Source organism: Rhodococcus sp. Ni2 (assembly GCF_021352185.1).
GTDB classification, from domain to species: domain Bacteria; phylum Actinomycetota; class Actinomycetes; order Mycobacteriales; family Mycobacteriaceae; genus Rhodococcus_F; species Rhodococcus_F qingshengii.
In genome coordinates this window covers 1,302,000-1,324,915 of the sequence record NZ_WOXZ01000001.1, presented here as the reverse complement: position 1 = coordinate 1,324,915, position 22,916 = coordinate 1,302,000, and the positions used below count along the sequence as shown (strand labels likewise).

At 62.7% G+C, this 22,916-nt stretch carries 25 protein-coding genes; 16 read left to right on the top strand and 9 right to left on the bottom strand.

Annotation, left to right across the window (positions count from 1 at the left end; all coding sequences use genetic code 11):
• The first annotated feature begins 51 nt into the window (after window positions 1–51).
• Genes GN300_RS06300 through GN300_RS06290 form a run of 3 tightly spaced genes read left to right on the top strand, consistent with a single transcriptional unit; the run spans window position 52 to window position 3,019 of the window.
• Entirely contained in the window at window positions 52–1,263 is a 1,212-nt protein-coding gene (locus tag GN300_RS06300) for an acyl-CoA dehydrogenase family protein (protein WP_003940162.1), read from the top strand.
• A complete protein-coding gene (locus tag GN300_RS06295) occupies window positions 1,260–2,285 on the top strand; it encodes a phosphotransferase family protein (RefSeq protein ID WP_063315741.1) in 1,026 nt (341 codons plus the stop codon). The genes GN300_RS06300 and GN300_RS06295 overlap by 4 nt, the downstream gene beginning before the upstream one ends.
• Window positions 2,282–3,019: an SDR family oxidoreductase gene (locus GN300_RS06290; protein ID WP_030537223.1), complete on the top strand. Its 738-nt coding sequence runs from the start codon at window positions 2,282–2,284 to the stop codon at window positions 3,017–3,019. Before GN300_RS06295 ends, GN300_RS06290 begins: the two co-directional genes overlap by 4 nt.
• 4 nt (window positions 3,020–3,023) lie before the next feature.
• On the opposite strand, the gene GN300_RS06285 is transcribed toward GN300_RS06290, so the two are convergent.
• The gene (locus tag GN300_RS06285; protein ID WP_007729604.1) at window positions 3,024–3,569 is read right to left on the bottom strand and encodes a hypothetical protein; all 546 of its coding nucleotides are present in this window, start codon (window positions 3,567–3,569) and stop codon (window positions 3,024–3,026) included.
• A 144-nt stretch (window positions 3,570–3,713) separates the two neighbouring features.
• Here GN300_RS06285 and GN300_RS06280 point away from each other — a divergent pair, with 144 nt between their 5' ends.
• The 4 genes from GN300_RS06280 to GN300_RS06265 are packed head-to-tail and all read left to right on the top strand — an operon-like array spanning window position 3,714 to window position 6,193.
• The gene (locus tag GN300_RS06280; RefSeq protein WP_063315742.1) at window positions 3,714–4,214 is read left to right on the top strand and encodes a methylated-DNA--[protein]-cysteine S-methyltransferase; all 501 of its coding nucleotides are present in this window, start codon (window positions 3,714–3,716) and stop codon (window positions 4,212–4,214) included.
• Window positions 4,201–4,755 (top strand): RNA polymerase sigma factor, encoded by a 555-nt coding sequence (locus tag GN300_RS06275; RefSeq protein ID WP_080961251.1) that lies wholly within the window; start codon window positions 4,201–4,203, stop codon window positions 4,753–4,755. The genes GN300_RS06280 and GN300_RS06275 overlap by 14 nt, the downstream gene beginning before the upstream one ends.
• Window positions 4,752–5,351: a methylated-DNA--[protein]-cysteine S-methyltransferase gene (locus GN300_RS06270; protein WP_007729599.1), complete on the top strand. Its 600-nt coding sequence runs from the start codon at window positions 4,752–4,754 to the stop codon at window positions 5,349–5,351. Before GN300_RS06275 ends, GN300_RS06270 begins: the two co-directional genes overlap by 4 nt.
• Window positions 5,348–6,193, top strand: a complete 846-nt coding sequence (locus GN300_RS06265; RefSeq protein ID WP_063315743.1) for a DNA-3-methyladenine glycosylase — start codon at window positions 5,348–5,350, stop codon at window positions 6,191–6,193. The genes GN300_RS06270 and GN300_RS06265 overlap by 4 nt, the downstream gene beginning before the upstream one ends.
• A gap of 4 nt (window positions 6,194–6,197) precedes the next feature.
• Here the strand turns inward: GN300_RS06265 and GN300_RS06260 are convergent, their stop codons facing one another.
• From GN300_RS06260 to GN300_RS06240, 5 genes are all read right to left on the bottom strand, one after another.
• The gene (locus tag GN300_RS06260; RefSeq protein ID WP_050654594.1) at window positions 6,198–8,423 is read right to left on the bottom strand and encodes an MMPL family transporter; all 2,226 of its coding nucleotides are present in this window, start codon (window positions 8,421–8,423) and stop codon (window positions 6,198–6,200) included.
• Between the two features lie 102 nt (window positions 8,424–8,525).
• On the bottom strand, window positions 8,526–10,076 hold the full coding sequence (locus GN300_RS06255; protein WP_063315744.1) for a bifunctional 3'-5' exonuclease/DNA polymerase: 1,551 nt from the start codon (window positions 10,074–10,076) through the stop codon (window positions 8,526–8,528).
• A 46-nt stretch (window positions 10,077–10,122) separates the two neighbouring features.
• The gene (locus GN300_RS06250; RefSeq protein ID WP_058037623.1) at window positions 10,123–10,986 is read right to left on the bottom strand and encodes a biotin-dependent carboxyltransferase family protein; all 864 of its coding nucleotides are present in this window, start codon (window positions 10,984–10,986) and stop codon (window positions 10,123–10,125) included.
• Window positions 10,983–11,615 carry an allophanate hydrolase subunit 1 gene (locus tag GN300_RS06245; protein ID WP_058037624.1) on the bottom strand — a complete coding sequence of 211 codons (633 nt, stop codon included), beginning with the start codon at window positions 11,613–11,615 and terminating at the stop codon, window positions 10,983–10,985. The genes GN300_RS06250 and GN300_RS06245 overlap by 4 nt, the downstream gene beginning before the upstream one ends.
• Complete coding sequence (locus GN300_RS06240) at window positions 11,612–12,091, bottom strand: MarR family winged helix-turn-helix transcriptional regulator (RefSeq protein WP_054781681.1); 480 nt, start codon at window positions 12,089–12,091, stop codon at window positions 11,612–11,614. The genes GN300_RS06245 and GN300_RS06240 overlap by 4 nt, the downstream gene beginning before the upstream one ends.
• A gap of 74 nt (window positions 12,092–12,165) precedes the next feature.
• On the opposite strand from GN300_RS06240, the gene GN300_RS06235 reads away from it, so the two are divergent.
• Window positions 12,166–12,999 carry an alpha/beta fold hydrolase gene (locus GN300_RS06235; RefSeq protein WP_058037625.1) on the top strand — a complete coding sequence of 278 codons (834 nt, stop codon included), beginning with the start codon at window positions 12,166–12,168 and terminating at the stop codon, window positions 12,997–12,999.
• 4 nt (window positions 13,000–13,003) lie between these two features.
• Here the strand turns inward: GN300_RS06235 and GN300_RS06230 are convergent, their stop codons facing one another.
• Window positions 13,004–13,447, bottom strand: a complete 444-nt coding sequence (locus GN300_RS06230; protein WP_030537213.1) for a hypothetical protein — start codon at window positions 13,445–13,447, stop codon at window positions 13,004–13,006.
• 49 nt (window positions 13,448–13,496) lie between these two features.
• Here GN300_RS06230 and GN300_RS06225 point away from each other — a divergent pair, with 49 nt between their 5' ends.
• Window positions 13,497–13,775 carry a hypothetical protein gene (locus tag GN300_RS06225; protein WP_058037626.1) on the top strand — a complete coding sequence of 93 codons (279 nt, stop codon included), beginning with the start codon at window positions 13,497–13,499 and terminating at the stop codon, window positions 13,773–13,775.
• A 134-nt stretch (window positions 13,776–13,909) separates the two neighbouring features.
• On the opposite strand, the gene GN300_RS06220 is transcribed toward GN300_RS06225, so the two are convergent.
• Entirely contained in the window at window positions 13,910–15,286 is a 1,377-nt protein-coding gene (locus GN300_RS06220; RefSeq protein WP_039973099.1) for an NAD-dependent succinate-semialdehyde dehydrogenase, read from the bottom strand.
• A 99-nt stretch (window positions 15,287–15,385) separates the two neighbouring features.
• Window positions 15,386–16,699: a YhgE/Pip domain-containing protein gene (locus GN300_RS06215; RefSeq protein WP_063315745.1), complete on the bottom strand. Its 1,314-nt coding sequence runs from the start codon at window positions 16,697–16,699 to the stop codon at window positions 15,386–15,388.
• A gap of 171 nt (window positions 16,700–16,870) precedes the next feature.
• Here GN300_RS06215 and GN300_RS06210 point away from each other — a divergent pair, with 171 nt between their 5' ends.
• The 7 genes from GN300_RS06210 to GN300_RS06180 all read left to right on the top strand — a co-directional run bounded on the left by GN300_RS06210 (window position 16,871) and on the right by GN300_RS06180 (window position 22,909).
• A complete protein-coding gene (locus GN300_RS06210) occupies window positions 16,871–17,503 on the top strand; it encodes a DUF4178 domain-containing protein (RefSeq protein ID WP_050654601.1) in 633 nt (210 codons plus the stop codon).
• Window positions 17,500–18,000 carry a DUF2617 family protein gene (locus GN300_RS06205; protein ID WP_063315746.1) on the top strand — a complete coding sequence of 167 codons (501 nt, stop codon included), beginning with the start codon at window positions 17,500–17,502 and terminating at the stop codon, window positions 17,998–18,000. Before GN300_RS06210 ends, GN300_RS06205 begins: the two co-directional genes overlap by 4 nt.
• Entirely contained in the window at window positions 17,988–18,404 is a 417-nt protein-coding gene (locus GN300_RS06200; RefSeq protein ID WP_037128670.1) for a DUF4247 domain-containing protein, read from the top strand. Before GN300_RS06205 ends, GN300_RS06200 begins: the two co-directional genes overlap by 13 nt.
• Entirely contained in the window at window positions 18,401–18,904 is a 504-nt protein-coding gene (locus GN300_RS06195; RefSeq protein WP_042448576.1) for a DUF350 domain-containing protein, read from the top strand. Before GN300_RS06200 ends, GN300_RS06195 begins: the two co-directional genes overlap by 4 nt.
• Window positions 18,904–20,478, top strand: coding sequence for a polyamine aminopropyltransferase (locus GN300_RS06190; RefSeq protein ID WP_007729559.1), 1,575 nt, complete (start codon window positions 18,904–18,906; stop codon window positions 20,476–20,478). Before GN300_RS06195 ends, GN300_RS06190 begins: the two co-directional genes overlap by 1 nt.
• Window positions 20,479–20,628: 150 nt before the next feature.
• Window positions 20,629–22,182, top strand: coding sequence for an acetolactate synthase large subunit (locus GN300_RS06185; protein ID WP_063316036.1), 1,554 nt, complete (start codon window positions 20,629–20,631; stop codon window positions 22,180–22,182).
• Window positions 22,183–22,231: 49 nt separating this feature from the next.
• Window positions 22,232–22,909: a GAP family protein gene (locus GN300_RS06180; RefSeq protein WP_030537205.1), complete on the top strand. Its 678-nt coding sequence runs from the start codon at window positions 22,232–22,234 to the stop codon at window positions 22,907–22,909.
• Window positions 22,910–22,916 lie beyond the last annotated feature (7 nt).

Genomic DNA, 22,916 nt, shown 5'->3' with positions numbered 1-22,916 from the left:
GTGCTGATACCGAGCGATCGCTCGGTCGGGATGTTCTTTCGGAGGTGGCTGGTGGCAATCGATCTGACGTACGCGCCCGAGGTGGTGGCGCTGATCGAGAAGACGCGCGACTTCACGCGCAACGTAGTGCTCCCCATCGAAGACGAACACGCCGGTGACATCGCTGTAGCGGGTGGCGATGCAATCCGCATCGAGATGCAGTCGGCAGCAAAAGAAGCCGGTGTCTTCGCCCCGCATGCGCCGATCGAGTACGGCGGACACGGACTCAACATGAGTGATCGCGCGCCGGTCTTCGAGGAAGCCGGCTACTCGCTATTCGGGCCGACGGCGCTCAACATCGCGGCGCCGGACGAGGGCAACGTTCACATGCTGGCCCACGTGGCGAACGAAGCACAGAAGCAGCAGTTCCTCGCTCCGCTCGCAAGCGGGGACATGCGGTCGGCATTCGCCATGACCGAACCCGCGCCGGGAGCGGGATCCGATCCTTCGGCTTTGAACACCCGCGCCGAGAAAGTCCCCGGTGGCTGGAAGATCAACGGTAAGAAATGGTTCATCACCGGCGCCGACGGCGCCGGGTTCTTCATCATCATGGCGCGCACGTCCGGTGAGCCCGGGCAGCGCGGCGGAGCGACCATGTTCCTGGCGCCGACGGACACTCCCGGCCTGGTAGTGGGTCGACACATCGACACCCTCGACAAGGCCATGATCGGCGGGCACTGCGAGGTCACGTTCGAGGATCTCTTCGTACCCGACGAGGCCGTTCTCGGTGAGGTCGATCAAGGTTTCGCCTACGCGCAGGTTCGCCTCGGTCCCGCCCGCATGACGCACGTGATGCGCTGGCTCGGTGCAGCGCGCCGCGGCCACGACGTCGCCGTGGCCAGAGTTGCCGAACGAGAAGGCTTCGGCTCGAAACTCGGTGATCTCGGAATGATCCAGAAGATGGTCGCCGACAACGAGATCGACATCGCAGCCAGCCGCGCACTTCTGGTGCAGGCCTGCTTCGAACTCGATCAGGGCGGGCACGCGAGCAACGCGACGTCCATCGCCAAGACCTACGCTGCCGAGGCGATCTTCCGGATCGTGGACCGCTCCATTCAGATGTGTGGCGGAATGGGCGTGTCCGGCGATCTGCCGCTGGCACGCTTGTCCCGCGAAGTGCGTCCCTTCCGCGTCTACGACGGCCCGTCCGAGGTTCATCGCTGGGCAATTGCGAAACGTGTTGTCGGAGCTGCGAAGCGCGCTGCTCGGGAGGAGTCGAAGTGACGGACTTTCCAGGACTCGATCTCGCGGCGCTCCACAAGTATCTGCAAGCCGCTGGCGTCGAGGTGAGCGGTGAGTTGCGAGCCGAACTGATTTCAGGCGGCAAATCCAATCTCACCTACGGTATCTTCGACGACAACACGAAGTGGATTCTCCGTCGTCCACCCACGGCCGGCCTCACGCCGTCGGCGCACGATGTTGCGCGCGAGTTCCGAATCACCTCGGCGTTGCAGAACACCGCCGTGCCGGTCGCGCCGACCGTCGTGCTGTGCGAGGACGCCTCGGTGATGGGTGCGTCGTTCACGGTGGTCGAGTTCGTCACCGGTCAAGTGATCCGAACCAAAACCGAGTTGGAAGCTGTTCCGGCAGCGCAGGTCACGCAGTGCACCGACGAGTTGGTGCGTGTTCTCGCTGCACTGCACGACGTCGACTACACCGAAGTGGGTCTCGGCGAACTCGGCAGACCCGACGGTTACGTAGCCCGCCAGGTGAAGTTGTGGGCCGGTCAATGGTCACGCGTCAAGACCGAGGACTCGGCCGACGTGGACAGGTTGGCGTCGAGCCTCGCGGAATTGATTCCGGCGGAATCAGCCTCGTCGATCGTGCACGGCGACTACCGGATCGACAACACGATTCTCGCGGCGAACGACGTCACCAAGGTTGCCGCAGTGGTGGACTGGGAACTGTCGACGCTGGGAGATCCGCTGGCGGACATCGCGATGATGTGCGTCTATCGGCATCCCGCGCTGGATCTGGTTCTGGGTGAGCCTGCTGCATGGACGAGCCCGTCGCTACCGTCCGTTGTCGATCTGGCGCAACGGTATTCGTCCGTTTCGGGTCGTGAACTGGCGCATTGGAACTTCTACATGGCGCTCGGGTTCTTCAAACTCGCCGTCGTGGCGCAGGGCATCGATCACCGATTCCGAGCAGGAGCCACCGTCGGCGGGGGATTCGACAAGGCTGGATCTTCTGTGCCGGAACTGATCTCGGCCGGACTCAACGCACTGCAAGGGAAATTCGAATGACTCGATCAGCACTGGTCACCGGCGCCTCCAAGGGAATCGGGCTCGGCATCGCAACACGCTTGGCTTCGCAAGGGTACGGGCTGACCATCACGGCGCGTGATACCGAGCGGCTCGCCGTTGTCGCCGAAGAACTTACCCGCGCCGGATCGCCGGACGTCGTCGTCTCGGCCGGCGACATGGCGGACGAGAACTTCGCCGCAGCACTCGTCGCCACACACAATGAGCGATTCGGCTCCATGAGGGCTCTCGTCCTCAACGCCGGAGTGGGAACCAGTGGGCGAGTAGCGGATTACCCGATGCGACGTTTCGACAAGACCGTTGCCGTCAATCTCCGAACACCGTTTGCACTATTGCAAGCGTCGCTGCCGCTCCTGCGTACAGCGGCGGACGCGGACCTTGCCGGCGGAGCGAAGGTGATCGCTCTCGCCTCGATGGCCGGTGTGTATGCCGAGAGCGGCCTGGCCGTCTACGGAGCCACCAAAGCTGCGCTGATTTCGATGGTCGAGGCACTCAACGCCGAGGAGTCCGGAAACGGCGTCAGTGCGACGGCCATCGCTCCCGGTTACGTCGACACCGACATGTCGGCATGGACACACGATCGGATCACACCGGACACCATGATCAAGGTCGACGACATCGTGGAGTTGGTGGACGGTCTGCTCAAGCTCTCGTCTCGAGCGGTCGTTCCGAAGGTCGTCATGGCGCGGGCCGGGACCAACGGCTACTCCGCCTGAAATTTCAATCCAGCTTGGCTTCGCCCCGCTTGCGAAAGAAGTGAAAGCCAGGCACCCCGACGATCGCCTGCCGCAGGTCCTTGACCACTCCGAGGAGTTCGTGGATCTCGGGCGAGACGGAGTCCAAGGTTCCGAGGATGGGCAACACCGCGGCCACCCGGTCGGTGAGCTCCGGTAGTTGGTCGATCAGCTTGATCGCGGCGCTGACCTCTGCCTCGGAAAGGTCGTCGGCGAACCTGGCGGCCAGCGGCGCGAGCTGTAGGGCGATGGGCTCGTAGATCTCGAGGAGTTGTCCCGCGATGTCCGACGTCTGCTCGACGGCCTCGACCAGTGTCTCAGCGCGAACGGTCACGGCGGCAGCTCCGATGACGACGCGGTCGGCGTTGTCGGCGATCTGGTTGATGCGCGCCACCAACCTCTCGACCGAGAAGAGGAGCGCCTCGAGTCGAGTGGGCAGGGTGACCGCAAAAGCGACCGTGGACAGGGACCAGTGCACCACGTCGCCGACGGAGCGGACGACGGTGGAGCTGCCGGGCAAAACTAGAGCCATCCCTCGATACTGCCTGATGTGACGTCAAAGTACAGGTAAATCTCACATTCACGAGGCCCGCGGCGTCTTCGAGGTGTCGGTGCCGGCGCGGACAATCAATTCACCCGCTGCCTGCCGCACCGCGCAACCTGGAAGGATCGAGACATGACGGCTATCCGTACGCACACTGTGATCGACTCGCCGATCGGAGCGTTGACGCTGGTAGCAGCAGGTGACGACCTCTGCGGGCTGTACATGGCGGAGCATCGCCACAAGCCGGACGAGTCCACGTTCGGTGATCGTTCCTCGGCGGTCTTCGGTCAAGTCGAATCGCAGCTCACCGAGTACTTCGAGGGTGATCGCACGGAGTTCTCCGTGCCGCTGGCGCCCGTGGGTACCGAGTTCCAGAAGCGGGTGTGGGACACCTTGCGAACGATCCCGTACGGCGAAACCTGGACCTACATGGAGCTCGCGCAAACTTTGGGTAACCCGCTTGCGATCCGTGCCGCCGCCGCGGCAAACGGCAAGAATCCGATCAGCATCATCGTTCCCTGTCATCGCGTGGTCGGTAGCGACGGAAGTCTGACCGGTTTCGCCGGCGGCCTCGAACGTAAGCGGTTCCTGCTCGACCGCGAGCACGGCGGCGAATCGGATGTCCTCTTCTGATGCGCTCGGCTCACAATTCGGTGATCGGGAACGTCTACCGGTCGTGACACTCAAACCGTTCGAAGACGTCGTGACCGAATACGGTGCAGTGGTCCTCCGTGTCTGCCGCGCGGTGGTCGGGCCCGTCGACGCCGAGGACGCGTGGTCCGAGACGTTCATCGCGGCGATGCGGGCATACCCGGATCTGAACCCGGACGCGAACATCGAAGCCTGGCTGGTCACCATCGCGCACCGCAAGGCGATCGACATCACCCGAGTGCGTGCCCGCGTGGCCGTGCCGACAGACGACGTTCCGGAATTGCCGACGCGAATCGGCGTGCCGGGCACGTGGGATCACGAACTCTGGGACGCACTCGAACAACTACCACTCAAACAACGTGCGGCGGTCGCCTATCACTTTCTGGGTGGGCTGCCGTATGCAGAGATCGCGGACATCCTCGGCAACACGCCGGCAGCCGCCAGACGCGCGGGTGCCGACGGTATCGCCACCCTACGAAGAACCTACTTGTCCGCTACCGCTGCGGAAGGGAGTCACTCATGAGTAACGATGTGTTCGAGGCACTTCCAGCCGTTGACGCCGACGCCATGATCCGCCTACGGGCGCGCCTGGCTGCGCAGGCGTCCGAAGCCGAATTGATCGACGTGGCATATCGAACCGTCGATTCGCCGGTCGGAAAGCTGCTGCTGGCGGCAACTGATGTCGGCCTGGTGCGGGTTGCCTTTGCCGTCGAAGGGCACGACCTCGTTCTGGAACGATTGGCGGACACCGTCAGCCCTCGTGTGCTTCATTACCCGCGCAGGCTGGACACTGTCGCTCGCGAGTTGGACGAGTACTTTGCCGGTGCGCGTCGAGAATTCGATCTGCGCTTGGATTTCCAACTCGCGAAAGGGTTTCGACGCGAAGTGTTGCGTCATCTTCCCGAGATCGAATACGGCCACACTGCAAGCTATTCGGTGGTCGCAGCAGCGTCGGGAAGCCCGCGTGCGGTGCGTGCCGTCGGGACCGCATGCGCAAAGAACCCGCTGCCGTTGGTGGTCCCGTGTCACCGGGTGGTGCGCAGCGACGGCAGCCTCGGGCAGTACGCGGGTGGCCCCGAACTGAAAGCGATTCTGCTGGATCTGGAAGCCGGCCGGTGAGCGCAGTGACGCTGCGCTTTCAGGCGCCCTATGCAGTCGAACCGCTCACCGGTGCCCTGCGGGCTCACTGCGTCGCAGGCCTCGAGCGTCACGACGACGGTGTTCACACCAGAGTCGTACCGTTGCCTTCCGGACCCGTTGTCGTGTCGGTGTCGTGGACCGACGACGGTGTCGTCGTGGATTCCGATGTGCCGGTAACGGATTCCGCAGTTCTGGAGGTGATCGTGCGCCGTTGGCTCGACCTCGACGCCGATCACACTGCTGTCGAAGCGGCGTTCGGTAGTGATGAGTTGTTGGCCCCACTTGTTGCCGCCCGTCCAGGATTGCGTGTGCTCGGTTCGGTGGACGGGTTCGAGACCGCAGTGCTCACCGTTCTGGGACAACAGGTTTCGCTCGGCGCGGCGAGGACGTTCGGTGGTCGTTTTGTCAGCGCATTCGGAGCGCCGGTGCAAGGGGATTTTCTTGCCTTCCCTGATCCGGACATGGTTGCAGCGCAATCAACCGAGGGCATACAGAAAGCCGTCGGATTGACCACAGCGCGCGCAGGAACAGTGCACACGCTGGCAACTGCGGCAGCGAACGGCCTCGATCTCTCCTGGAATGCGGATCCTGTCCAATTTCGTCGAGAGCTGTTGGCGCTAAAGGGAATCGGACCGTGGACCGCTGACTATCTCACCGTCCGGATTCTCGGTGATCGCGACGCATTCGTACCCGATGATCTGGTGTTGAAACGTGCGCTGGGGGTCTCGACGGCCAAAGAAGCCACAGCGTTGTCCGAGCGCTGGCGACCCTGGCGAGCCTACGCGCTCTTTCATCTGTGGACCAAGGAAGCGTTTCTGTAGTCGGTCAGTCTTTCGCGCGGGCCAGTTCGGACGGCCACCAAATACGTTTCCCGATGTCGTGAGAGAGTGCCGGCACCAGGACGCTGCGCACGATGATCGTATCGAGCAGCACGCCGAAGGCCACGGCAAATCCGATCTCGGCGAGGAAGACCAGTGGCAGGATTCCCAGTACGGCAAACGTTGCGGCCAAGACGATTCCGGCTGACGTGATCACGCCGCCCGTCACCGCAAGACCGCGCAGTACACCTGCACGGGTGCCGAATTCTCCGGTCTCCTCCCGGACTCTGGTCATCAGGAAGATGTTGTAGTCGATACCCAGCGCGACGAGGAAGACGAAGGCGAACAGCGGGAACGATTGATCCGCCCCGGCGAACCCGAATACGTGTGTGAAGAAGAATCCGCTCACACCGAGGGTCGCCGCGAAGGAAAGCACCACGGTGACAATGAGAATCACCGGGATCAGCAGAGCACGGAGCAAAGCGGCCAGAACCAGGAAGATCACCACCAGCACGATCGGGATGATCAGGTTTCTGTCGCGGACCGAGGCCGCCTGGACATCAAGGGTGGTGGCCGTGCTGCCGCCGACGAGCGCGTCGGCGCCGGGCACGTCGTGGACGGCAGTCCGCAGTCGCTTGACAGTTTCGAGTGCCTGCGGCGAATCGTAGGAGTCGGCGAGGGTTGCATTGATCATGGTTCGGCCGTCGATCGGTGCAACGGTGAAAGCCGCAGGGGCGCAACCCGCAGCGGCGGCTTGTGCGACGGCAGCGGGGTTGGTCTTGATCAAATCGCTGACCTTCGCGACGTCCACCTGGGTGCAGACGGCGCCGGGATCCTGCGAGATACCTTCGACGCCGCTGGCTGCTTTGATGACGGCGTCGGCCTGGTCGGCGTTTGCGGTGATCACGGCCGGTGCGCCGGCTCCGGGATCGAACTTCGAGTCGTAGAGTTCTTGTCCGACAACGGCGTCGGGACGATTGGTGAAGCTTTCGGTGGATGTCAGGCCATCGGTTTTGAGACTGCCGATCCCGGCCGCGAACAGGATGATCAACAACACTGTGGCGCCGATCCACAGTGGGCGGTCCTTGCTACCGACGGCCTCGGCGATCTTGCCCCACATCCCGTGCGTCGTAAGGTCTGCGGCGTGATCGACCTTGGGCTTGCGCGGCCAGAAGACCCACCGTCCGGTGGCGGCCAGAGCGACCGGCATGAACGTCATCATCACCAGATAGGTGCAGGCGATCCCGATGGCGGCGACGGGTCCGAGGCTCTTGTTGGAGTTGAGTTGAGAGAACGTCAGGCAAAGCAGACCGAGAATCACGGTGACAGCCGAAGCGGTGATGGCCGGCGCAGACTCGCGCCAGGCCTTGATCATCGCGTCGAAGCGGTTGGGATACGTGTGCAATTCTTCGCGATAGCGAGAGATCAAGAGTAGGGCGTAGTCGGTACCGGCACCGATCACCAACACGAAAAGGATGCCTTGAGACTGTCCGGTCAGAGTGAGTAATTCGGCTTTCGCGAGAAAATAGATCACCATCGACGACAAACCGATGGCGAGGAGCGCGGAGAACAGCGGGAAGAACCACAACACCGGCGATCGGTACACGACAAGCAGGATGAGGATCACGACCAGGAGTGCCGCGCCAAGGAGCGCTCCGTCCAGACCGGCAAAGGCGTCGATGAACGCAACGAGTAGCCCACCTGGCCCGGCTGGGAGTACCTCGACATCACCAGCTGCTTGTTTTGCGGCGTCGATGACGTTCTGCTCGGTGGTCGCCAGGACATCGCCTGCCACGGATGTGTCTCCGTCCTTGGCGACGAGTGGCACGAAGATCGACGCAGTTGTGCCGTCGGCGGAGTACTGAGTGGGCTGCATACCGTCGGCGTCTACCCCGGAGATGCCGGCAATGGCGCCGTAGGCCGAGTTGATTGCAGATTTGTCCGCCTCGGTGAGGGCCGAATCTCTATGGAACAGAACAAATCCAGGGATCGTCTCGACTGCGAGGAAGTTCGCGGATTGGTTGCTGACGATTGTCGATTCGGCGGAACTCGGGAGGTACGAGGCGTTGTCGTTCTTTTGAACCTCGGCGAGTTTGCCCTGGAAAGAACCGCCGAATCCGCCTGCGACGAAGGCGAAGATCGCAAGGGCGATCACGGTGAAGATCGGCACGCGAAGGCGCTTCACGGCTCCGCGCTCGTTCCGTTCTGCGTCAGTTGTGTCCAGCTTGGTCATGGTTCTCCTCGAACGCAGTCGACCAGCACCAACAAAGCAACGTTTTCCAGTAGAACACGCAATACGGGCGCGGTGGAACCACTTGGCGTGGAATTGACGACGCTACGAAGTGCCTTTGCCGTATGTCTCGCGGGCTGCGACGTCCATGGGAAAACGGACGACTGTGTCGCCGAACAACAATCGAGTTGCCGAAGCAGCTGCGGCCAGCACGTGCGCGGTACCGGTTTCGGGGTTGCGGGTATGCACGACTACCTCGTCGTGCTGGAAGAAGACCAACTCGCCGTCCGGATCTTCGGCGAGGCGGCGCCTGAGGTCGGCCAGGAGGCACAGCGCCCACTCGGACGCAGTCGCCTGCACGACGAAGTTGCGCGTGAAACGACCGCGGGCGTGAGCGTCGCCGTGGGAGTAGAAGTCGGGAGACGGTGGGGGACAGGCCCGGCCGAGCAGTGACTTCACCACCTCGCCGCGCTCACCTGCCTTGGCAGCTTGCTCGACGTACTCGACGGCGACCGGGAATCGCTTCCGCAACAAGACGAGCAGTGCTTTGGCTTCACCCGCCGTCGCCCCGTACAGGACTCCGAGGATTGCGACCTTGGCTTTTGCGCGATCACCGCCGAAGGCTTCGGCACCGACAAGTGCGTACAGATCGTCGTCGCCGGCGGCGGCCATCATGCGGCGGTCGCCGGACATGGCGGCCAGAATTCGGGGTTCGAGCTGACCGGCGTCGGCGACGACGAACACGTGGCCCGGATCGGCGACGACGCTCGAGCGCATGGTCTTCGGAATCTGGAGGGCCCCGCCGCCCCGGCTCGCCCACCTGCCGGACACGACACCACCGGGAACGTAGATCGGGCGGAATCGATCGCCCCGCACCCAACTGTCCATCCACTGCCAACCGTTGGTGCTGTACAGCTTGGCGAGTTCGCGGTGACGTAGGAGCAGCGGCACAGCCGGATGATCGATTTCCTGCAGAAACCACTTGCGCGTCGACGGTAGTTCGATGCCCTGACGTCCGAACGCCTCGGTGATCTCCACCGAAGACGAAGGATTGACGGTGCGCCCGAAGACCTCACTGATCTGGGCGGCAAGTTCCTGCATACGAGCGGGGAGGTCGTATCCCGTCGGCCGCGGCCCCAGCCGTTCTTCGAGGAGTTCGCGATGCTTCTGCGTCGAGAACGGAAGGCCCGTGTGCGTCATCTCGGCGGCGCTGAGAGCGCCGGCCGATTCTGCTGCGATCAACAAGTCCAGTCGAGCGTCCGTGCCGATGGTTGCGCGCTGCTCGGCGAATTCGGTGACGACGGCGAGGGGATCGAGAACGGGTGCAGTGTCGAAGAGTCCGAGTCGATCGTCGTCGAACTCGTCGGCGGGCGGTGACGGTTTGCCGGCGCGCATTCCGAGTATCGCGCGGGTCAGGGAGATGTCGTGGCACCGTTGAACCCGTACGCCTGCCCGCAGTAGCGGTGGGTACACGGTCGCCGTACTCGGCCACACCCACCGCGGGTGCTCGGCTTCCTCGATGGTGCGTACCGCTGCGATCAGGTCGGGGTATTCGACGGGATCGGCGAGCGGCGTTCCAGCGGGATCGGTCCGTAGGACAGTTGCCGTCACAGCTCCCGTGGACGTCGTACTACCGGGGACCAGGACAACTCGCACGACATCAGTGTGACGGCTGGGTCCGACACGCTATCGCTCGGCGTGCTCAGGCCCTGACGAACCGGATGTGTTGACCCGGGCGGGCTTGGCCGAGTCGGTCGATATCTGCGTCCGCGACCACTCCCACCACCGGATAGCCGCCGGTGATGGGGTGATCGGCGAGGAACACGACAGGTTGGCCGCTGGGTGGTACCTGGATCGATCCGAGTGCCACGCCTTCGGTGGGCAGTTCGGTGTCGTCTGTTCTTCGAAGTAGTTCGTCGGCGCCGACGCGATCGACGCGTGCGCCGATTCGGTCCGAGTCGGTCGAGATCGCCCATCGGCCATGGAGGAGTGTTTCGGGGTTGGTGAATCGATCTGCGCGAGGACCGAACACCACTCGAATGGCGAGAGTCTCGTTTGCCATCGGCGGCACCGGTGCGAGGTCGACGGCTGAGAACGTGGTCGGCGATGGCCCGATCGGGAGAAAAACACCAGGCTCGAGAGGCGCCGGACCGATCCCGGACATCGTGTCGGTGCTGCGCGATCCCAGGATCTCGGGAACCACAATGCCGCCTCGGACGGTCAGATACGTCCGCAGTCCACTCGGTGCGTAGTCCAGGCGGACGGTCTGCCCAGCCCGCAGATCGATCACGCTCGAATGCCCGACCGGAATGCCGTCGCGGTAGGCCTGTGCAGGCGCACCGGTGAACGCGATCGTTGTCGGTTGCTGCGCCCGAAGACTCAGCCCACCCAGGAGGACCTCGACACCGGCTGCGCCCTCGTTGTTGCCGACGAGCCGATTGCCAAGCCTGAGAGATCGCCTGTCTGCCGCACCGGAAACCCCGACACCCGAGCGAAGATGACCTATCCGTCCGAGGTCCTGGATCAGGCTCAGCGGCCCGGTGTCGAGTATCTCGAGGCCGTTCATCGTTGTTCCTCGTTCACGAAGCGCACGCGTCTGCCGGGCTGAACGGTGGCCGGTGGTGTGGCGTTCAGATCCCACATCACGGCATCGGTGCTCCCGATGATCTGCCAGCCACCCGGTGATGCACGCGGGTAGACCGCGCTGTATCCAGCGGCCAGGGCGACGGAACCGGCAGGCACAGCGGTTCGTGATTGCGTTCGACGCGGAACGTCGAGCCGAGTGTCGCCTGAAGTCAGGTAGGCGAAGCCGGGTGCGAATCCGATGAAGGCGCAACGCCACATTGCCCCGGTGTGGGCCGCAACCACCTCGGATCGGCTCATACCAAGTGACTGTGCGACGTCGTCGAGGTCGGGCCCGTCGTACCTGACGGCGATGGTGAGTGCATCCATCTCGAAATGCTCGTCTGTGGTCGCGGCAGAATCGGTCTGCTCGAGATCGTTCAAGCGCTTTCGGACGTACGTGAGATCTGCCGCCGGGGTGCACGTGACCAGGACCGTGCGAGCTGCGGGGAGGAAGTCTTCGACCCCGACCGGGGTGTTACGCGTCAGTGCTTCGGTGAACGCGAGAACGCCAGCTTCGGAATCGAAGTCCACGAGCAATGCGCGTTCTCCCGCGGGAAGTATGCGAGTCACAGGGAGGGCTCCCTATCGACTCGAGTCCGCTCCACGTCCGCTCGCATCGCGGCGATGAAACTCTCGATGGTGGCTCGCTCTGTGGCGGTGTAATTCCCGACGGTGCTCGCAGCGCGTGAAATGAGGGGGCCGAAGAAGCTCTCGCCCAGAGTGACCGCCGATGGTGTGACCTGCAAGAGCACCCGTCGACGGTCTGCTGAGTCCCGCTCCCGAGCTACGTGCCCCGCTTTGACCATCCGGTCGACCAGTGCAGTCACCGACGCCGAGTTGATCCCGAGCTGTGAGCCCAACCAACCTGGCGTCGCCGATGTGTTCGAGCGCTCGGCATCGAGAAGGCAGATCAACGCGCGCACGTCGGTGGAGTGCATTTTGTACTTGTTCGCAAAGCCGGAAACCGCCACGTTCAAGTCGACGGTCAGTGCGCGAAGCGAGTGGACGATCGCCATCGCTTCGTCTTCTGCATCGCCGACGCTCAAGGATGCCTCCAGCCCTGGTGTGTTGTCTCTCGATTGTCTACTATCTCGATAATCGAGAGAAATGGGGGTGGGGGATGGACTTCAATCGCGCATACGACGCTGTACTGACCAAATGGCCGCAGAAACCGCTGGGTGTGGATCTCGCGGGGCGGTTCGGTAACACGCATGTGAACGTCTGTGGGCATGCAGACTCGCGGCCGTTGATCCTTCTGTCCGGGGGAGGTGCCACTTCGACGGTGTGGTTCGACAATGTTGGGGCGCTGTCGAAATCCCGGCGTGTCTTTGCTGTCGACACCATGGGCGATGCCGGGCGGAGCGTTCCGAATGGTGATCCGATGAAGTCCGTCGACGATCTGATCGAGTGGATGGACTCGATAGTCGATTGCACCGGGGCCGGCACCGTTGATGTGATCGGACATTCCTATGGCGCAATGATTGCGTTGGCCTTTGCGCTGCATCGACCGAATCGTGTCGGGAAACTTGTTCTGCTCGATCCTAATTCGAGTTTCTCCGGCATGAAGGCGGGCTACCTTCTGCGTGCGCTTCCGCTGTTGCTCTCCCCGTCGCGAGCGCGCCGACGGCGACTGTTGGATTGGGAGACAGGTGAGTTGAGTATCGACTCCGACTGGCTGTCTCTTGTGGAAGTGGGCACTTCGGATCTACCGCGACCCGATCTCGTAGTGCCTCGACGTCCTTCGAAGGAGGCCTTGAGCGCACTGGATGTCGAGTTGCTGGTGGTCCTCGCACAAGACGGACGGGTGCATGATGCGGAAACCGTGTCGAAGTCAGTGCGGGAGAGGGTTCCCGCAGCGCGTGTCGAGGTGCTGAAAGCTTCTTCGCATCACAGCATTCCGATGGTTCCCGCCGATGAAATCAACCGGGTGCTCGTCGACTTCTTGGAGGGCTAGCGGATCAGGGTGCGACGACGCACCCCGGACCGATCGGTGTCGCCGGATTGACATCGACCGTTGTGACCGGCCCGCCCGCGGACGTCTGGTAGGCCATCAGAGAGTGTTCGCCCGGTGCAGTCGGAGTCCACAGCGTGACGGCGTGGCCGAGTACGACCGGCAAGGTGAAGTAGGGATTGACGGTGTCCCAGATCAGTTCCTGCGGGAACATGGTCGACGCTCGGTTCATGTCGACAATCGAGACGTTCGGCTCGTTCAACGCTGCTGTCCTGGCAACCACCAGATACGTGCAGCCCGCTCCGTACGACGTCGTCGGCCCGCTGCTGAGACCCGGAAGGATCGTGACGTCGACTACGTCCGCGGAAGCTGACGTCGCGGAACAGATGGCTGCACTCGCGCAGAGGGCAGCGGCGACTACGGTAGTTCGAGCGATTCGTGAAAGTGTCATACCAGCAGGTCGGTTTTATCTGGGTGGGTGTTACAGGCAGACTGACCGGATGCGCGCACTTCACGTTCTGCTGGCCGGCTTCGGCTTCCTGCTGGGGTTCCTGATTATTGTTGTCTCCGGCCTGATCGAGTGGGCGTCCTTCGCCTCCCGAACCGATTTCGCCTTCGTCGGTGACTCCGCCGTGTCGGTTGGTGTTTCCAACGAGGCGATCTACACCGCCGTCGCTGCTCCACTGGTGGGTGCACTGTTGGGCTGGGGGTCAGCTGTCATCGCGACGAGGTTCGGGTGGAGCCTCACTCGTGGGGGTGCCACGCCGGCAAGCGAGTGACCAGGCAGCGGACCCGCTTGCTGGTCCGTGGGTTATGAGGAAAGGCCCCGACCTCCATCGAGGTCAGGGCCTTTCTTTGCGCCGAGCTACTTCTGTGTCGAGCTACTTCTGTGTCGAACTACTTCTGTGTCGAACTACTTCTTCGAGACGCGGAGCAGCTTCTTGTTGACGAACTCGTCCATTCCCCACGGACCCAGCTCGCGGCCGACTCCGGAGCGCTTGACTCCGCCGAAGGGCAGACCGGGCAACGTCGTTCCGTGCTCGTTGACGAACGCCATTCCCACGTCGAGATCTGCAGCGACCGACCGGGCGGAATCGAGATCGCTGCTCCAGACGGATCCGCTCAGGCCGTAGACCGACGAATTGGCAAGTTCCACAGCCTCGCTGGCCGACTTGACCTTGTAGACGACTCCGGCAGGTCCGAACAGTTCTTCGCTGTAGGCCCGCATGTCCGGTGTCACGTCTGCGAGCAATGTCGGTTGAACGTAGGCGCCCGGGCCGTCGATCTTCTTTCCACCGGTCAGCAGCGTGGCACCCTTGGACACAGCGTCGTCGATCTGCTCGATCAGAGTATCTGCCGCGCTCTGCGAAGAGAGTGGACCCAACACTGTGGATTCGTCCAACGGGTCACCGGCAGTGACGGATTCGAAGGACGTCGCCAACTTGTTGGTGAAGTCGTCGTAGAAATCTTCGGTGACGATGAAACGCTTGGCCGCGTTGCAGGCCTGGCCGGCATTGGACAGACGTGCCTTGGTTGCGGACTTGACGGTGGCATCCATGTCGTCGGAATCGAGGACGATGAACACGTCTGATCCGCCGAGTTCGAGGACGACCTTCTTGAGATTGCGTCCGGCAGTTTCGGCGACGCTGGTTCCGGCGCGTTCGCTGCCGGTCAGTGACACACCTTGAACTCGGGGATCGGCGATCATGTCCGCGATCTGCTCGTTGGTCGCGAAGACGTTGACGTAGGCGTCGTCCGGCAATCCGGCTTGTCGCAGAATCTCTTCCATCAGCAGCGCCGACTGCGGACAGTTCGATGCGTGCTTGAGAATGATCGTGTTACCGAGCATCAGATTCGGTGCCGCGAAGCGGGCGACTTGGTAGTACGGGAAGTTCCACGGCATGACGCCGATGAGAGCGCCGATCGGTCGCCGGTACACAACCGACTCCTCGGCCCCGGGAACGTCGAGTCGTTCTTCCTCGAGCAATGCCGGACCGTGGTCTGCATACCACTGATAGATCGCGGCCGAGAGTTGTACTTCGCCCTTGGCCTCGCGGACCGGCTTACCCATCTCCAAGGAGATCATTCGGGCCAGTTCGTCTGCGCGCTCTGTGTACAGTTCGGCGGTCTTGCTCAGGACTGCCGCACGCTGCTGTGGCGCACTGTTGCGCCAGGTCAAGTAGCCGCGATGCGTGTTCGCAAGTGCGGCTTCAACTCCGGCGTCATCCAAAGTATCGAATTCCCTGACGGTTTCACCTGTCGCGGGATTGACTGTTTTGTAATTAGCCATAGTTGTACAACGTGCGGAAGGGGCTCGAAGATTCCCGAAACGCGCAATCACATTGAATCGGCTCAACAGGTTTCGATCAAATCCCGGCTGGGTACCATGTCACGCCACCTTGGGACGATGGGTGCGCTCGTAGCCCTTGCGGTCGTAGAAACGGGTGGTCACGATGCCGAGTACGACGCCGATCAGTAGCCCCACCAACGTCATCCAGACGGCATGCAGCAGGCCTGCCTCACCGCGTGCGCCGAAGAACAGGATCGATCGCGTGCCCATGTAGATCTGGTGCATCGGCTCGAATTGCGCCAGCCAGGCATACAACCTGGGGCTGGCTTCGAGGGGGATGGTGCCACCGGACGAGGGCAGCGCGAGAATGACGAACACGAACAGGTTGATCAACATGCCCAACGAGCCGAACGCGGCCATCACCGACATCGCCGTGATGCCCACCGCTGTGATGACCAGCGCGCCGTACTCCCACAATGCAAGCCCGTGAGTGACCGGCATTCCGAGGGCGCGACTGATCCACTGGAACAACGCGGAGACTATGCCGGACAACACGATCATGAATGCCCATTTGACGAGCAGCGTTCGAAACCTGTTGATACCCACAACGTCGTTCTGAACGAAGAGTGGACCGAATTCGGTAGGCGCGTATCCGAGCATGCCGTCCACCAAGGAATTGACCACGGTTGCTCCGGTGAATCCCGCAAGGACCAACAGCAGCGCGAAATAGAATGCCACCAAACCGAATCCGGTTCCGTCGGGAAGTGGATCGTGGGCAACCGTGAGTACGTTCACCGGGTTTTCGAGCAGCAGGCGGCTCGCTCCGGAGATCTGGGCTCCGGTGCCTCCCGCTTCCAACTGCGCGGTGACAAGGGCGGTGAGTTGCTCGCCCATGTTCTTGTTGACCGAGGCGAGGGCTGTGGTTCCGATCGACTGGACCAGCGATGCCGAGACGGAACCGGCGCGAGGATTGGTGTAGATCGTGATGATCGGTTGCTCTACGTCACCGGCGACGACGCTGGCCTCCGCCAGGATGATCGTCCTCTTCGTGAAATCACTGGGAATCACGATCGCGCCGTACAGCGTGCCGGAGCTCAACCGCGATTGGGCTTCGGCGATACCGATCTGCTGCAGGTCGATCTTCTGGTGGTCGATTCCGCTTTCGAGGCCGGCGACGATGTCGTTTCCGAAGTTCTTGCGGTCGGCGGGGTCGCCACCGGGGAGGGTGTCGCCTTCGTCCTGGTTGACCAGGGCGATCGGGAACTGGTCCAGGTGTTTCTTGGGGTCGAGTATTCCGCCCATGTACAACGCTGCCAGCGCAGACATCAAGAGGGTGACCACTATCAATGGTGTCAACCAGAATCGTGGTGTGTGCATGACGGTGCGGGCAGACGGCTCCGTGTTCTTGCTCATCGTCAGTCGACCGGCTTTCGTTCGCGCGGAGTTCCTCGGGCTGAGCGTAAACGCAAAGGTGCGCCGGGGCAGTCTTTCGATCTGCCCGCGGCGCTGGAGACCTGTCCGGTCGGCGACAGGCCGGATTGCCGGCAGTCTCATCCGAAAAGGCTGAGAACGGATCGGTAGGGTATGGCCCGCGGCAACCCTGCCGAGACGATTTCGGAGAAACCGTTGACCAACGTGCTGATAGTTGTCCTGATACTCGTAGTGATCGCTGCCGTCGTGTTTGTGGTCCTGCGTGGACGCCAGGGCAAGCCGAATGCTCGCGTCGACCCGCTCGCCGACTATCCCGAGGTGTACGACCCCCACAAGATCGGGGTCGGTGACATCATCACGTACGCGGGTATCGACCATGTTGTTCGAGGGACCATCACGCTCGACGAAGAGGGGTACATCTGGCGTGAGCACCTTCTCGACGGTTCGACCGGTCGTCGTTGGTTGACGGTCGAGGACGACGAGGGCGAATTGGAGATGACTCTCTGGATGCGTCGAGAAGGAACCAACCTGGTCCCGAACGGCGACGTCATTCTCGACGACAAGGTTCACCGCAAGATCGAAAGTGGAACGGCGAAGTTCACGGCCGAGGGTACGACGGGTACGGCCCCTTCCGGCTCGATGGAATACGCGGACTATGCGACCGCAGACAAGACCGGCCTGATTGCATTCGAGAAGTGGGCGCGCGGACAGTCGTGGGAGGTTTCCACGGGACGGGCGGTCACTCGCAGCGAACTCACTGTCATCCACTCGGGCCCCCCGGAATGAGCCTGTATCTACTCGACGTGGAGCCGACCGACGTGGATGCCTCGGCACTGGGGTTGGTACTGGGAGCTCCTGCGCCACCGACCCTCGCCGAGTTGGTGATCGGAACTTCCGACGCGACGCTGACCCTCGGAGTGCTGGGGGCTTCGCACGTGGTGACGGCCTGGGCGTCGGGAAAGAAACTGACCGAACAGGTTTCGTGCGATGCTCTTGCAGTCGGCGGTGAACTACTGCCCGCAGTGGAGTCCACGCAAAACTACCGGTTCGAGTCTTCCTCACTGGTGATGGACCGGGTCGAATTCGACTCGGAAGCTGCGTCGTTGAAAGAGTCCGCCGGCCACGACGGTTGGATCTGCGGATCCTTTCCCGGTGACGACACGGCTTTGACCGCTTTGTATGGCGTGCGAGACCGCCAGGGGTGGAGTTGGCAGAGTTGGCATTTGTACCCGGGGGAGGGGACAGGAGTGATCGTGAAGACACGCAGCAGGTGGCAGCCGTGAGGGGGCGGACGTGGTTGGCTCCGGTGATGCTGGCGGCCGCAATTGTCTTGTCGGCGTGCGGTGGTGGAGCCAAAGACTTCATCGCGGACAACTATTCCAAGACGTCCCAGGATGGCGACGTCGTGTTGTACTCGTCGAAAGATCCAGTGGGCACGACCGTCTCACGGATTGTCGACGCGGACGAACCAGCGGCGCGAAGTGCTGACGGCGGCAACGAATACCTGCGCTACGACGACGACATCGTCACTGTCAGTTCGGCTTCGGGCGGTGGCAGCACCATCAAGGTAGAGGACATCGACGGCACGTATCGCAGCGGCGGATACGCGTACCTGGGACCGGGCTTCAACCCGGGATCCCCGGCGGGTGGAAGCAGTGGCAGCGGCGGCTCGGGTAGTGCCAAATGACGGTAATGCTCAATGAGAAGGAGAACGGCGTGACGAACATCTTTGCATCCACTTCCGTCGAGATCGGGACGGTGGATCCGGCATTGCTCGTCGGGGGCGTTCTCGGCACCCTCGCCTACTTCGTCGTCGGTGCAGCGGTTCTGGCGACGGGATTCCTGGTCCTCGACCTCATGACACCCGGAAATCTCCGCCACCAGGTTTACGTCGACAAGAACCCGAACGCTGCGATTCTGTTGGCCTCCAATCATCTTGCGCTGGCGATCATCGTGGTGACGGCAATCCTGACCAGTTCGGACGGCTTTGCTCAGGGACTCGCCGACTCCGCGGTGTACGGACTGTTCGCGATCGTGTTGCAAGCGATCGCGCTGCGATTGATGAACGCATTCCTTCCCGGCAAGTTGGTTGCGCTGGTGCAGGATCCGAAGATGTGTGGCGCCGCGTGGGCTGTGGGTGTGAGCTTGCTGTCCATCGGTTTGGTGAACGCCGCAGCGCTCACCTGATGGTTGCCGCTGATCCCGATGTGACAGTTGACGAGCGTTCGACGATGCTCGGCCCGCGTGCACGCGTCCTTCTCCTTGCGGCTGTTGCGGCGTGCGCTGCGTGTGGCCTGATCTACGAGCTGGCCCTGTTGACACTCAGCGTGAGTCTGACCGGCGGCGGCATCACCCAGACGTCGTTGATCGTCGCGGGATTTGTTGCGGCTCTGGGTATCGGAGCGCTGGCCGCCAAACCTCTGCTGGGACACGCTGCCGTTTCGTTCGTGACGGTCGAGATACTGCTCGGGCTGATCGGCGGATTCAGTGCCGTCACGCTGTACGTGACCTTCACGTTCTTCGGTTCCAGCGCAGCAGTTCTGGTGGCGGCGACCGCGCTGATCGGCATCCTCGTCGGTGCCGAAGTGCCTCTGCTGATGACGCTCCTGCAGTCCGGTCGCAGCGACAACGACGCACAGAGCACCGGAAAGGTACTGGCCAACCTCAATGCCGCCGACTACCTCGGCGCATTGATCGGTGGTCTGCTGTGGCCGTTCGTACTGTTGCCGTGGGCGGGAATGATTCGCGGTGCCGCACTCACCGGCATGATCAATCTCGTGGCTGCGGCAGTGGTCGCGCTGATACTCCTTCGGTGGCAGCTCAGCCTGCGCGCACGATCGATCGCCGTCGTCGCAATGCTGTTGGCAGCAAGTTTGATCGGATGGTTGCTGATCGCAGCATCGGACATCGAGACCACGTCGAGGCAGCGGCTCTACACCGATCCCGTGGTGGCCGCCGAGCGATCGGTGTACCAGGAAATCGTCGTCACCGAGCGGGGGAACGACGTGCGCCTGTTCCTCGACGGAGACCTGCAGTTCTCCAGTGTCGACGAGCATCGGTACACGGAGTCGCTGGTGTATCCGGCCCTGGTGAACGACCCCCGGCGCGTGCTGATTCTGGGCGGCGGTGACGGCCTCGCTGCACGGGAAGTGCTGCGAATGAACAGCGTCGAGCAGATCGTTCAAGTGGAACTCGATCCGGCAGTCATCGAGTTGGCCAACACGCGTCTTCGTGATCTGAACGAGGGAGCGCTCGAGGATCCACGGGTGGACGTCGTACTCGACGACGCGTTTCGGTGGCTGCGAGAGCGTCCGGAACCGGGTTTCGATGCGGTGATCGTCGACCTCCCAGATCCCGACACCCCCGCACTTGGCCGCTTGTATTCGATGGAGTTCTACGGACTTGCCGCTGCCGCGATGAATCCGGGCGGGCTGATGGTCGTCCAATCCGGCAGCCCGTACTCGACGCCGGATGCGTACTGGCGAACGGTGTCGACGGTATCGGCTGTCGGACTGAGTGTCTCGCCCTACCACGTTTTCGTGCCGAGCTTCGGTGACTGGGGATATGTGCTCGCGCAAGCGGGATCCACTCCACCCGACCTTCGTCTGCCCGCTGATGTGCCGGAACTACGGTTCCTCGACGAGCCGACGCTGGCGTCGGCCTCGGTGTTTCCTCGCGATCGCCCGAGGCGGGAGTTGGAGCCCTCGACGCTCGACCGGCCACGCATCGTCGACGATATGCGCAAGGGCTACGAACGCTGAACTCCCGACCGAGTAGCTTGAATCGAGACTCTCGGCCACGACGGAGGTACGGATGACTGTTCGGATCGAGGAGCACGCACCGGGAGTTCGGTTGCTCACGATGAAGCGCAGGAAGCATTCGCAGCTTTTCATGAAGAAGAGGTGATCGAAATGAACGGTGCACAGTCGCTTATCCAAAGCCTGGTCGACTCGGGCGTCGAGGTGTGCTTCGGCAATCCAGGAACGTCCGAGATGCATTTTGTCGCCGCACTCGATTCCGTTCCGCAGATGCGTGCGGTACTCGGCTTGTTCGAGGGCGCCGTGACCGGTGCCGCGGACGGCTACGCACGGATCGCCGGAAAGCCCGCCGCGACGCTGCTCCATCTGGGCCCCGGTATGGCGAACGGACTGGCGAACCTTCACAACGCGCGCCGCGCCCACACCCCCATCGTGAACATCGTCGGGGACCACGCGACCTACCACCACGGTTTCGACGCTCCTCTCGAATCGAACATCGATGCGCTGACCGAATGGTTGGAGGGGTGGAGTCGACGTTCCGAATCCACCGCGACCGTCGGTAGCGACGCGGCCGACGCCGTTGCCGCCTCGATGAATCCGCCCGGGCACATTGCCACACTTGTCCTCCCTGCCGACGTCTCGTGGGGCGAAGGTGGAGTTCTTGCGGGTCCTCGGGACATACCGCCGCGGGCGGAAGTTTCTGCAAAACAGATCGACTCGGTGGTGGGCGCGCTCAATGCCGAGGGTCGCGCCACGCTACTGCTGGGCGGCGCAGCCTGTTCCGAAGCTGGGCTGCGCGCCGCTTCCCGAATTGCGGTCGCGACCGGTGCACAGATTCTGATCGAGACTTTTCCAGCCAGGCTTCAACGCGGTGCGGGGCTACCGTCATTCGAGCGCTTGGGATACTTCGCCGAGCACGCCACCGAACAACTTCGCGGAACAACTCAGCTGGTTCTGGCCGGAGCGGTTTCGCCGGTCTCGTTCTTTGCGTATCCCGGAAAACCGAGCGATCTGGCACCGGAGGGTGCTGCGGTGACAACGCTGGCAAGCGTCGGCGACGATGTTGCCGGTGCACTGGAGGCAGTGGCCGAACTCGTGGCACCGGGAGTCGAACCTGTTTTGCAGGAAGCGAATCGGCCGGCGCTGCCGAGCGGGCCTCTGGACGTTCGAAATTGGGCCGACGTGATCGGCGCCCTGCTGCCAGGCGACGCCATCATCTCCGACGAGGCGGCGACTTCCGGTTGGGCGATCCCGATTGCCCTTGCCGGAGCGCCGCGCCACGACGTGCTCACGCTCACCGGAGGTGCCATCGGCCAGGGCATCCCGGTGGCGACGGGCGCCGCTGTGGCAGCGCCGGAGCGACCGGTGATCAATCTCGAAGCCGACGGAAGCGCGATGTACACCATCACGGCGTTGTGGACGCAGGCGCGAGAGATGTTGAACGTCACGACGATTCTGCTCAACAATCGCGCATACGCCATCCTGCGTGGCGAACTGCAACGAGTCGGCGCAGAAGGTGGCGGCGTCGTCGCACAGTCGATGTTGGATCTGTCATCTCCGAACATGGACTACGTCAAGATCTCCGAGGGGTTGGGAGTGCCCGCGTCGCGGGCGAACACAGCGGAGGAGTTGGCCGAACAGTTTGCCGCAGCGCTGGCGGAACCCGGCCCGCATCTCATCGAGGTCATGCTGCCTCCGACGTCGTGATTTCGACCTCGAATCGATCGTCGATCGTGCATTCAACTGGAGGTTTTCGGTGCTAGCTGCGATCGGTTTGTCTCTTCCGATTGCCCTCGGCCTGCTTTTCGTCTCGATGCCCATGGCGGTGATCGTGCTCGTCATGATCACCGCTGGAGCACATCGAGGGGCGGCATCTTTTCTACTCGGGTGGGTCCTCGGAATCTCGGCAGTCGTCGCGGTGACCATCGTGATCGCGGACTATTCGTTTGCGGAGTCGGAGTCGTCGCAGACTTCGGTGTGGTCGAGCGTCGTACGAATCGTGTTGGGTCTTGTCCTGTTCGGCTTGGCATACAAGCAGTGGCGCGCGCGTCCGCGAAACGGGAGTGAGCCGACAGTTCCGAAGTGGATGAAGAGCGTCGACGGGTTGACTCCGCGGAAGGCGTTCGGATTGGCGTTCTTGTCCGCGGCGGTCAATCCCAAGAATGCAGCGCTGGCGGTATCCGGTGCGGCCACTATCGCGGTCGCCACGAATGTCGTTGCCCAACAGATTGTTGCCGCGGTGATCTTCACGGTCATCGCGAGCGTCGGCATCGCGTCGCCGATCCTGGTGAAGGTGTTCTCCGGCAAGCGTGCCGACGAGATCCTCGCGTCCGCGAAGGCATGGATGACCGCCAACAACGCGGTGATGATGACGGTCATCCTGACGATCCTCGGTGCGACCGTGCTGGGCGAGGGGCTCAGTGGGCTGCAATAGGTCGCCT